At 60.1% G+C, this 11,044-nt stretch carries 8 protein-coding genes and 1 pseudogene; 5 read left to right on the forward strand and 4 right to left on the reverse strand.

All coding sequences use genetic code 11. The features are described 5' to 3' along the window. Positions 1-661: 661 nt before the first annotated feature. Positions 662-2,395 carry a M56 family metallopeptidase gene (locus AC1KVG_RS12955; protein ID WP_481094662.1) on the reverse strand — a complete coding sequence of 578 codons (1,734 nt, stop codon included), beginning with the start codon at positions 2,393-2,395 and terminating at the stop codon, positions 662-664. Positions 2,396-2,398: 3 nt separating this feature from the next. After that, positions 2,399-2,785: a BlaI/MecI/CopY family transcriptional regulator gene (locus tag AC1KVG_RS12960; RefSeq protein WP_104550479.1), complete on the reverse strand. Its 387-nt coding sequence runs from the start codon at positions 2,783-2,785 to the stop codon at positions 2,399-2,401. 553 nt (positions 2,786-3,338) lie between these two features. Here AC1KVG_RS12960 and AC1KVG_RS12965 point away from each other — a divergent pair. The 4 genes from AC1KVG_RS12965 (at position 3,339) to AC1KVG_RS12980 (ending at position 7,583) form a co-directional block, all read left to right on the forward strand. Further along, positions 3,339-3,743: a hypothetical protein gene (locus AC1KVG_RS12965; RefSeq protein WP_481094663.1), complete on the forward strand. Its 405-nt coding sequence runs from the start codon at positions 3,339-3,341 to the stop codon at positions 3,741-3,743. Positions 3,744-3,866: 123 nt separating this feature from the next. Beyond that, positions 3,867-5,114, forward strand: a complete 1,248-nt coding sequence (locus tag AC1KVG_RS12970) for a hypothetical protein (protein WP_481094664.1) — start codon at positions 3,867-3,869, stop codon at positions 5,112-5,114. Between the two features lie 10 nt (positions 5,115-5,124). Then, a complete protein-coding gene (locus AC1KVG_RS12975) occupies positions 5,125-5,628 on the forward strand; it encodes a hypothetical protein (protein WP_481094665.1) in 504 nt (167 codons plus the stop codon). After that, on the forward strand, positions 5,616-7,583 hold the full coding sequence (locus AC1KVG_RS12980) for an AAA family ATPase (protein WP_481094666.1): 1,968 nt from the start codon (positions 5,616-5,618) through the stop codon (positions 7,581-7,583). The genes AC1KVG_RS12975 and AC1KVG_RS12980 overlap by 13 nt, the downstream gene beginning before the upstream one ends. Before the next feature lie 193 nt (positions 7,584-7,776). On the opposite strand, the pseudogene AC1KVG_RS12985 reads toward AC1KVG_RS12980, so the two are convergent. Next, positions 7,777-8,013 (reverse strand): annotated as a pseudogene (locus AC1KVG_RS12985) (integrase core domain-containing protein); the annotation flags it as partial. Between the two features lie 30 nt (positions 8,014-8,043). On the opposite strand from AC1KVG_RS12985, the gene AC1KVG_RS12990 reads away from it, so the two are divergent. Beyond that, positions 8,044-8,487, forward strand: a complete 444-nt coding sequence (locus tag AC1KVG_RS12990; protein WP_481094763.1) for an XdhC family protein — start codon at positions 8,044-8,046, stop codon at positions 8,485-8,487. A gap of 14 nt (positions 8,488-8,501) precedes the next feature. Here the strand turns inward: AC1KVG_RS12990 and AC1KVG_RS12995 are convergent, their stop codons facing one another. Next, complete coding sequence (locus tag AC1KVG_RS12995; RefSeq protein WP_481094667.1) at positions 8,502-10,877, reverse strand: penicillin acylase family protein; 2,376 nt, start codon at positions 10,875-10,877, stop codon at positions 8,502-8,504. Positions 10,878-11,044: the final 167 nt, after the last annotated feature.

Below are 11,044 nucleotides of genomic sequence, written 5' to 3' on the forward strand. Positions count from 1 at the left end.
CGCAAGTGGATGCGATGCAGATGAGGTTTCAGATGCAGATGCAGTTGCGATCAGCGAAGGACCAGCGAACGCGGCGATGGCCAGCAGCAACGCGGTGCGTAGGCACAGCAAAGGGGAAGCGGTCTGGATCATGAGAGATCTCCACGAAAGTCACAGCTCGGTAGGTGCCGCCTGCGTAAGACACGGGCGGGGTAGGAAACAGCGATCACGCGGCCACGGCGTTGCCGACGCTGCGCAGCGTCGTCACGCAGGAGGTGCCGGGCTGTGGCGGGCCCGTGTCGATGCAGGTGCTGCCTGGCACGATGCCATCGCACGACGCCGGCAGCTGCTTGGCGTCAGGCAGTGCTTACCGCTGCCGCAGGTCTGCCGGCCGTGCACGGCCGGGAGCGGATCGGTGACTGCACGCCACGCGTTGCCGAAGCGTGGCCGCTAGAGACGGTTGCCGACGCGACGTGCTGTCTGCAGCGAACCCGCTGCGGTTGGCTCTCTCTGTTCGGTAGCTGCAACGGCCGGCAAGACGGTGCGAGCGAGCGTCAACTGGTGTAGATGGCGCGCTAAGAAGAGGGTTCGCCCAGAACCGGGGCCTGCGCGTGGTCCATGCCGGCTCCGGGCACCGACCGCGCCCGCCTGACGGTGCGCGCAGTCGTGTCGTTCATGGCTCCTAGTTGTTCTGCGCCTGTTCTGCGTCTGCTTGCGCTTGGTCGGCGTCTGCCTGCGCTTGCGCTGCCTCCCGTTGCGCCTGCGCCGCTTCCTGTTGCCCGCGCGCGGCCTCGATGCGGGCCTGACGTGCGGCCTGCTTGTCCATTTCGACCTGATGCCGGGTCAGCTCGGCCGCTTGCCGCACCGCCGCGGCATAGGCGTATTGCGCCTGGCGATGCTGCTGCGCCACCTCGCGAATCTGTTGCTCGGCTTCGCGCGCCTGCTGTTGCGCGTCCTGTTTGGCCTGCGCCAGTTCCGGGCCTAATGACGCCAGCTGTTCGCGCGCTTCCTGCAGCGCGTCCTGCGCGTCCTGCATCTGTTCCTGTCGACGTTCAAGCTCGCGGTTGTCGGCACCCAGCACATCCTGCATGGCGCTCTGCGCGTCACGCAGGGCCGTGGCGGCGGCCTCGCGGCTGACGCGGTCCAGCTCCACATCCCAGCGGCTTTGCGTTGCATCCCCATCTGCACCAGGCAGTGGCTCGGCGCCCAGCACATCGGCGATGACACCGTGCGACGCCGGGGCAGCCGGTGCCGCAGGCAGTGCGGGCAGCGCCGGTGCAGGCAGTGCGCTCATCGGCGCTGCGGCATCCACCAACGACACATTGCCGGGCGTACCAGGCATGCGTTGCGCTGCCGGGGCGGTCACCACGATGGGCCGCATGCTGGTGGACGTTGCCGGCACCGGCATTGCGACCAGGCGCAGCGGCATCACGCCGGCGACGGCCACCGTCGCCAGGATCACCGCTGCGGCCAGCCGCGGAAAGGCGCTGGTGTCCTGCAACATCACCAGCCTGCGCTTCAAGCTGATAAACGACGGCGAGGCACTTGCCACGCCACCGAGCGGACGTGGCGATACCCCGAACTGCAGCAGCAGGCGTCCATAGTCATGACGGCAATGGCGATGCCCGGCGACCACGGCCGCATCGCAGGCCGCTTCGCGGGCGATGGCGTATTCACGGGCGGCCAGGTGCACCAGCGGATGGAAGAAGAACAGGTGCTGGGCCAGCGACGGCAGCAGCCCCCACCACAGATCGCGGCGGCGCAGGTGGATCAACTCGTGGGTCAGCGCCATGTCCAGGTCGTCGTCGGCCATCTGCGCCAGGCGCTTGGCCGGGAGCAACAACACCGGCCGCCACGGGCCGATCAACTGCGGCGAATCGATCTGCGAAGACAGCCGCAACGCGGGTGGGTGCGACAAGCCGTGCGCCTCGGCCGCCATCTGCAGTGCCTGCACCAACGCCTTGTCGGTGCACGGCTGGGCGGCGCGCACCAACGCACGGCTGCGCCAATACGCGCGGACCGTGCCGGCCGCGATCACCAGCACGCCAGCCGCCCACACCGCAAACAACCACGTGGCCCACGACGACCAGACCGTGACATCCATGGCGTGCGCCGTCGCGCTGGCAGCGGCGGCTGTCGATCCGGCGGCCGTGGCCGTGGCCATCGGCACCAACGCATCGGCGCTGCCAAGCGCAGATGCAAACGTGTGCGCCGGCAACACCGGCAACTGCAGCGGCGCGTTCCACAGCAGGCCAACCACGGCCTGCACGCCTACCAACCACCACAGCCAGGTTTGCGTGGTGGCCGGCAAGCGCTTCACCCCGCGACACAGCGCCCACACCGCAAGGGTCAGCACCGCGGTCTGCACACTGGTAGCGCCGAGTTTCCATAACAGCGATTCGATCAGGGGCGACATGGCTCAATCCTCCTTGCGCTGCGATTGCAGCTTGGCGACCAGGGCTTCGAGTTCGGCCAGCTCGGTATCGCTGACTTCGGCGCGCTGCGACATCCACGCCACGAACGGCGACACCGAGCCTTGCAAGGTCTTTTCCACGAACTGCCCCACAGCCGAGCGCACCACATCGTCCTGGCCGGTGGTGGCGCTGTAGCGGTACATGCCGTCCACCTGCTTGCGGCGTAAAAAGCCCTTGGCGCGCAGGCGCTCCATCATGGTCAGCACGGTGGAGCGCGCCAGCCCGCGCGGCTCACCGAACGCGGCCGCCACTTCGCCGACACTGGCGTGCCGCTGTTCTTCGATGTGTTGCAGCAGGGCCAGCTCCTGGTCCCCGATGGTCTTGCCGCGCATGCCGCTCTCCCTGACTACAGTTGTCGCTACCGTAAGCCTGGCGACAGGTGTAGTCAATAGGTCGGATGGCAGGGGGCTGTGCGCGGCGCAATAGTCGGAGAACACCATAGTTTGGTTGGGTTCGGGCGAACTATGGCGTCCTGCCGGCTTCTATTGCCAAGACAAATGGGATCTGGGTTTTAATGAGATCACTCTTTCGCTGGTGGCCCGGTTTCGCCGTGCACACGGTCGCCGCCGCTCTGATCGATAAAGAGTTTGAATTTGACGGAGCCAACCGGGGGCATCAAGGCTGCGTCCGCTATCCACCCAAAGCTGCCCTTCCTTAGCGGGAGGATAAGTCAACCTGGAACCGTTCCTTCAGCGAGCTGTCCCAGTGATCGAGCAAGTGGAAGAGGCGTGTGTAAGAGAATTCTTCGAGCTGCCCAGGCTCGCGTTCCAAAGTCGTCTGTTGCGGTTGGCGAAAAGTGCGTTTTCAAGCTGATTAGACCACGGTGCGCTTTGCGAGCTTGAAGGGCATCATTGGGCAGCGATGGTGCGGTCTCCGCATGAAGTCGTGTCACACAACTTCGGGTTTCGTCAAACAGAGCTTCTGCGGGAGTCCTACGTTAGCTATCTCGAACAGATCTATGAGCGGGACGCAGCCAGCGAAGAAGAGGAAATATCCAGATTGAAGATCATTGAGGTGAACAACTGGCTACGAGCCTGGTTGTTTATGGAGATATGTGGATTCGTCCGTGGAGGTGACAAGAGTGCCGAGGATGGCTGGGACCCGGATGAGGGCTCATTCAGCAGTGAGCGGATGGAAGATCTGCTATGGATGCCTTCAAAGTGTCGCAACCGTCGTGCGAAGCTCCGGCCGAAGCGCACCTGGGCGGCTTACTCGCGAGTGAGTATCGACAGTCCCGAGCACCGGACTGGCGATGAGTGGAGCCTGAGGTCTCAAACCTGTGGTTTCTGAGAGTCGGAGATGGTGAGTCGTTACTGGCGTCTCCTTGCCCCATCCAGCCAGCCGAGCTGCGGGGTGATGGAACCTGTAAACTTTGCAGCACCGCCAGTGAAGGTGGGTGGGTCAGGAGGGGGCATGACGCAGAGGACTCGGCCGGAAGTCATTTGTCGCGCCGCAGGCGACAAGACGAAGGGCTTTCGCTTTCAGAAAATACGAGCATGTATTCGCCTGCTAGAGCGAATCACCGCGCGCTCTTATGGGCAGATCTATTGCGCTATGGAGTTCTTGGAGGACAGCGTTCTCATAGATGAGAGCGCTCCTAATGCTGTGGCGGCAGAAGAGAACAAGTTCTATACAGCATCTCTAACATTCAATTCCAAGGCGATTAGGAATACGGTGGTTGCTTTCTTGGATCTAGATGCTGTCTATATGCACGAGGGATCCTTAGGTCTTGCGGTATACGCGTCCGCGCCAGTTGGCGAGGAGATCATATCGAAGGAGATACGGGACCGCGCGGGTGTGCCGGGGTTCAGAGGGAGGTGCCAGATACTTAGCAAGCTTGTTGCAGGAGAGCGCCTTACAGACGAGGAGGTCGCCATTGCTAAAGCGATTATCATCGACGAGTACAAGAACCAGTACTCAGGGCAGAACAAGGGTCGATTGGATTCGCTCAGAACGTGGACGAACACCCAGTTCCGCGAGTTCCTTGAACGAATAGAGTGGTCAGTCAGTGACGAGACGAACGAGTCTCTGAAGACCAGGGCGCTGGAGCTAGTCCAGAAATGTCCGTTTTTCAACTATCGGCACGAGAATCTAGAAGTATTCATCTTCACCATGATTATGGACTTGCTTGAGGAGCGATCTCAAAGCAAGCAGCTGATCGATAAGATGGTTGGGACAGCCGATATCCAGCTGCTATTTCTGCAAGCTGCAGCCGGACGATCCGAGAAGCCACTCGACCCGGCATATAAAGCAAATGGCTTAGAGGAATCAAGTGATAAGCGAAACATAGCCGAGAAAATCCTGTCTGTATCGGAGAACTATGGTCAGTCGAAACTGCTGAGTCTGCAGCGCCGTATTGGCGTTGCAAAGCACGAATCTCAGGCTTTTGACCGTGAGTATGTTTCGCTGCGCCATCGCGTTCTCGATGCCTGCGAAGAGGAGCTGGAGAGGCAGCGATTGGGCTCTGCAAAAGGCATGTCACCAGAGGAAGTGGATGCGCTATTGGCCAAGCTGACTGATCGAGCCGAGGAGCGAATGTCGACTCTTTCTTCGTCGTACACTTATAGGATCAAAGATCGCGAGACAATTAAGGGCGCCGTACTGACGCTATTTGATGACTGCTTCCTCGCGCTTGACGAAGCGCCGGACCAAAATGGATAACATAAGGCGGTTGAACTTTCTCGTTGGGGAGGATTTCTACTTCCTGACCTATGGGATTTTGAATGCCCTTGCTGCGTTCACGTCTGAAGGCCGGGCGCCGTTCAAAGATCATCGTAAACTTTCACATCTTGTGCAGTTTATCTCGGATGAGCGACTTGTTGGGGTGCTTTCTCGATATGCGGAGCGCCGTATCACCAACCCCGTCGATCGCGAACTTCTGTTTTCTACGTTCACGCGCAGTGAGCTGCATAAGCGTGAAGTGTATAAACTCCTGCTCGCCCTGGAGAAGAGAGGGTACGTCGCGCTGAATAAGGGTCAAAGGCCCGAGGCTCTAGACGTCCTGCTTAATCGTGACCAGCTTCCCGAAGGATTTCTTGGCTCAACGGAATTTGAGAGCGAGCGGATTAATGCAAATCGCATAAGAAAAATCGTTCCTAGACTTGGCGCCATGACTCATGAAACATTCATGGATAGGGTTTATACATCGAAGGGATTGGGCGTATGGGTCGTCTAAAGGTTCGAACGGTAAAGTACTTTGGCGACAAATACTGGTTCGAGTCGCCGGACTTGGCGGATGGGCTCTCAATCATCGAGGGACCGAATGGCAGTGGTAAAACCACCTTCTTCAATCTCATCTATTTCGCCCTTGGGGGCAAGGTGGAGGAGTTTAATCGTGGCTCCAGTCATGCTCACAAGGAAATTACCGGCGATACCAACAATGTCGTCAGACTCGACATCGTGGTCAACGGACTTGGATACTCAATCAGCAGAAAGATTGGCGATAATTTCATTGCGATAGACGTGGCAGACGCTGGAGCTGATGGCGCCACGGAGGCTGGTGCCTTCGTCTTACCAGTTTTCCGTCAGGGCGGTGATCGAATTTTTTCCGATTGGCTGCTAGAGCAACTGGGAATTGCGGTAGTCGAGATATATCAGGGAGGCCGAAGCTTCAGGTTGAATTTCTCCGACTTGGCTAGGCTGATCTACCATAATCAAAGTCCTGATCCCCACGGGATCTTTAAGCCCGCGGATGCGAGCAACTTCATATCTGATTCGCTCGAAGTTCGTCGCGCCATATTCCAGGTTCTGGTTGGGAAAACTCTGCTTGCTCTGTATCAGGCCATTGGCTCGTTGAAGCGTGCCGAGAAAGAGAGGGACGCTGCCAGAACAATATTGGCTGAATACACACAGATCGTGACGGAGCTTTTGGCGTCGAACGGCATCAAGGAAGTAACAAATCGCGTCCACCTATTTGGCAGAATCGAAGAGCTGAATGCACAGCTTGAGAAGTTAGGAAAGCAACGCGCTGCTCGCCTAGCCGGGGATGTTAGTGGCGACGAGCTCGTCGCTTCGTTCGAGATGGCGAGACGGGAATATGAGGTGATCGGTGCTCGCCGAGCGTCGCTAGACGAGGAGCTTGGAAGCCTGTTTCGCGAAAAGGCTAGGATCGATGAAGTGCAGGGAGCGCTTAACGACGACATCCGTAGGATTCAGAAGATCCTGTATACCCATGAGCAGTTGAGTCTGTTCTCAGCGGACACGTGCCCGTACTGTCTAAATACAGTCGCGCGAGCAAAGGATCGGTGTGTCTGCGGCTGTGCCGTGGACGAAAAGAGTTATCAGCGGTTCTTCTACAGTCCGGCCGAATACATAGACATACTTAAGTCGAAAGCGAAATCCCTCGAGACCTTACGATCAGCGGCGGAGGGAGTGCGTGGTGACATCAGTCGCCTTGCTCAAACACGAGAAAGCTTGGCAGATGCTGCAAAAACAGCGCGGGTGCGGCTTGCGCAGGTCGCTGATCAGTCGGCGCGCCCTCAGGACGAGTACGTGGAGCTTATTGAGGAGAAGATTTTCGAGGTTCGCAATATCATCAGCGAACTTGAGCAAGCTATCAAGCTGGAGGAAAAGTTGGCCTCTTTTCAGCGGAAGTATGACGGGGCGCTCTTGCAGGCGCAGAACGCGAAGGCAGAAGTGGATCAACTAGATGGTGCATCTAGATTTGAGCTTGCTAGCCGTTTAACCGGGTTCAACGGCATCTATACCTCGCTCATGTCAGCGGTCCTGGCAGATTGCCGTACCGCCAAGATTGATCCGGAAACCTATCTTCCGATTATCAACAACGGCGAGTATCGCGAGGCCAGTGCAGATGTTTCTAAGCGTTTTCTCTACTACTTGACTCTTTTGAAGATGTCGATAGATGAGGATATTCCTTTTCCCCGACTTCTGCTTATTGATACGCCGGAGACGGCGGGCATCGACCTTCAGAACCTGATCAACATGATTCGCCAAATCGACGTGGCGACCGCTGGTAGGTCGGACTACCAGGTACTGCTCTCAACCGGCGTTGGGAAGTACCCGGCAGAATATTCGGATCGAGTAGTCGTCCGGCTGCGGAAGGATGCTCGGCTCTTGCACGAGCGTCACAACGAGGACCAGGCGGAGCTTCCTGCAGGGGAGGTCACTTAGCTCTTGCAGGGTATTTGCGTAAAGTTGAGTGATAGCGCGAGTCGGATTCGCCAATGGCTTGGCGACCGCCTGACGATGCGCGACGGTCAGGCCCGGTCAGCGCAAGAGAACCTCGGCCAACAACTCATCGTCGGTATACAGACTTGCCACGTGGATCTGTAATCCCCCGCTTTTAGCGGTTGCCAGAAGTGGACTACGCGGCCATCGCCAATTTCATCGCTGGCGTGATGCCCCCGAGCGCCATGTTGGGGCGCTCATGGTTGTACGTCCATAGCCAGCTGATGGCCTTATCCTGAACCTTCTCGATGGTGTCGAACAAGGTTCTGGCCAGCCAGGCACAACGGATGGTGCGGTTGTAGCGTTCGGCATAGGCGTTCTGCTTCGGCTTGCCCGGCTGGATGTGCTCGATCCGAATGCCGCGCTGCTGTGCCTAGGCTAGATGCTCGCAAATATCGGTTCCATGTTCACTTCTTTGGTAATCATAGCCCCGCCCCGACGCAAGCCGGGAGGGCTTCGTAGGCACCGGACGTCCGCTTCTGGCCGAAAGCAGACACGAAGGCACCCGCGATCACCAAGGACAGCTTGTGGCTGCCGAACGTCGGTTAGCGCCACTTGCCTCGGTAGAGCTGTGCTACGCCGCTCTCGGTGCCGTCGCCACGCGCCGTTGCTCGCGAACCACGGACAGCGAAGACAACGGTCAGGCGAACGCTATTTTTCCTCCTTGTTGGGCCAGTTCGTGGGCCTGCTTGGCCCCGCCCGCCGTCGCGATGATCTGCTCAAGTTGATCAAACCGGCGTGCCTCTCGCAGCTGATGCCAAGCTTGAGGTCGCCTGTGGGTTTGCGTTTGGGAAGTTCCGGCCCAGCCGGAATTGCGCTGAGCGTCTGCGCAGAGTTGCAACAATAGAGGTCTGGGCGTTTTCAATCGGCGTGATGGCTTTCTGTCGTGCTTGGCGGTGCGGCCGGCACCAGATCCACGACCTGCTCGGTCGCCGCGTCGACCGCCGCACGCGTGTACAGCAACGGAAAATAGCGGCCCTGCAGCCACATCGGTGCGAGGTCGCGGTAGTGCGGGCTGGCCGGGTCGCCGGATTGGCCGGGGTAGTTCATGGCGCGCGAGTTATCCCAGTTGCCCAGGTCGATGATCAGCCGTGCGGAAGGGCCGATGGTCTGGCGGAAATTGCTGGGGTCGTAGCTGGATTGATTGGGCGTATACGGGCTGCCGCCCTTGGCGAACGGGCCCACGTCCAGCAGCGCGTGATCGGTGCCTACCGCCGTGCTCATGGCATGTGTGACCTTGTTGGTATGCAGCTTGCCCCACGGCCATTGCGCAGGATCCGGCCCGTGCAGGTCGACCAGCGATTGATAGGCGCTGCGTAGCGACTCCAGCAGCAGTTGATCGCGGCGTGCGGCCGGTGCGGGGCCGAACGCGGCGCCGGGGTGTTCCAGTGCCTGCATCAACACCGCCGCATCCGGCATGCCGAAGGTGGCCGCCTCGGAGGGGCGCAGCACCAGCGCCTTGTAGGCATCACCGAGATAGCGGCTGAACCACACTTCTTCCAACGCGGCGGCAGCGGAGGTGGCGCTCACCGTGCCGTCCCAGGGTTTGAGCAACTCAAGCGCCGCCGTGGTGGCGGCATCTTGCGCGTGCAGCGGCTGGATCAGCGCGACCAGCCGCTGCGCCAGCAACGACACCTGATCGTTCTGCAGTTTTTCCGAATCCTGCACGCTCACCGTTGGCAGCTGCGACAGCACCTGGGTAATGCGCGCATGCCGCGCGTCGTTGGCCCATTCGAAACCGATCTTGCGCTGCGCATATGGGTAGCCGGCAGGCAGATTCATTTCGTTGGAGGTGGTGATGAAGCCTGCTGCGGGATTCTTCGATGACGGCAGGACATCGGCGTTCCAGAAACCGTTCCACTCGTCGCGGCCGTCGCCAGGCACCGGCAGCAAGCCGTCGGACTGCACGCGGCGCGGCGTCATGCCGGCAGTGGCCCAACCGATGTTGCCCTTGACGTCTGCGTAGACCTGATTCACCGACGGCGCGCCCCAATGTGCGAGTGCGTCCTTGAATTGTTCAAACGAGTCCGCCCTGAGATAACGCAAAGACCCCAGGTAGGGCGCCGTGCCCGGTTGGCTCCACACCGAGCGGATCGCATAGGCGATGTGCTTGTCTGCATCGATGTAGATCACCGGCCCGTGGCGGGTGAATTGCAGCTGCTCGGTGACCGCCGCGGTATCGCGCACCGCGATGGAGGCGGGTTCGGTATGTAGCGGCTCCCACTTGCCGTTGTACCAATACGACGCGTTGTCGGCCGGATTCAGGCGGTAGACGTACAGGTCCTCCTGATCGATGTTGAAGATGGTCAGCCCGAACGCACTGCGCTGGTTGTGGCCGATCGCGATACCGGGTGCAGTCGGCTCACCGGCACCGATGACGTCCAGCCCCGGGCTGTTGAGATGCACGAAATAGCGCAGGCTGGGAACGCTGTACGCACGATGCGGGTCGTCAGCCAGCACCGCGTGGCCGGTGGCCGATTTTTGCGGTGCGATGACCCAGTTGTTGCTGCCTTCGGCAAAGGCGTCCTCGCCTGGACGCAGTGGCGTTGTCTGCGCGTCGGCCACGTGCGTGTCGGCGCTGAGCCTGGGGCTTTGCGTGGCCAGTTCGTAGACCTTCAAGACGTCATCCGGAAGGCAAGGATCCAGCCCCTCGGGCACGCGGGTGGTCCAGGCCGGTTGCAACTTCTGGCGCACTGCATCGACGGCAAGCGAGGCCTTGCACGCGACCTTTGCACGCGCCACTTCGCTTTTGACGTTACGGCTCAAGCCGGTGGTGCGGATGCGCAGCACATCGTCCGGCGCCCATTTTTCCGGGCGATACGCGAACGTGCGGAATTCATACGGCAGCGCGTGCGGATGGGCGCCCAACCAATCGATGTAGGCATTGATGCCGGCAACGAAGCGCGTCACATCGCGCTGCGCGTCGGGCCCGTAACTGTTCCACTCCTCGGCCATGCTGCCGCGATACAGAAACAGCCGCGCGGCGCGATCCTGCTGCACATAGGCAGGCCCGAACGCCGCCGACAAGTGACCAAGCCCCTTGCGGCGCAGCAGATCCAGCTGAAACAGGCGGTCGCGTGCGACGTTGAAGCCCTGCACGAAAAACGCATCGTTGTCGGTCCTGGCATAGATGTGCGCCACGCCCCAGCGATCCACGCGGATCTGCGCGGGCTGCTCCAATCCGGCAACTGTCAGCGTGGCGTGCGTCGGTTGGGCCGCCGCTGCGCTGTCGAGCATCAGCTGGCACACCAACAGGCAGCACAGCACTGTTGTGCTTATCGAGATCGTGCTTATCGAGATCCTGCGTGTCGACATCATGCGTGGCACACCTTGCGGGTGAAAAGGGCGGTGTTCAGCGACATGTTCGTTATCCCATCGGCAGCCGCGCAGGCTGCGGCATTGTG

This window comes from Xanthomonas sp. NCPPB 3959 (assembly GCF_056675575.1).

Excerpts from the sequence above, each read along its gene's own strand:
- AC1KVG_RS12960 (WP_104550479.1), bottom strand. The coding sequence starts at position 2,785 with ATGCGCGGCAAGACCATCGGGGACCAGGAGCTGGCCCTGCTGCAACAC.
- AC1KVG_RS12990 (WP_481094763.1), top strand. The coding sequence starts at position 8,044 with ATGTTCACTTCTTTGGTAATCATAGCCCCGCCCCGACGCAAGCCGGGA.
- AC1KVG_RS12995 (WP_481094667.1), bottom strand. The coding sequence starts at position 10,877 with ATGCTCGACAGCGCAGCGGCGGCCCAACCGACGCACGCCACGCTGACA.
- AC1KVG_RS12955 (WP_481094662.1), bottom strand. The coding sequence starts at position 2,395 with ATGTCGCCCCTGATCGAATCGCTGTTATGGAAACTCGGCGCTACCAGT.
- AC1KVG_RS12970 (WP_481094664.1), top strand. The coding sequence starts at position 3,867 with ATGACGCAGAGGACTCGGCCGGAAGTCATTTGTCGCGCCGCAGGCGAC.
- AC1KVG_RS12980 (WP_481094666.1), top strand. The coding sequence starts at position 5,616 with ATGGGTCGTCTAAAGGTTCGAACGGTAAAGTACTTTGGCGACAAATAC.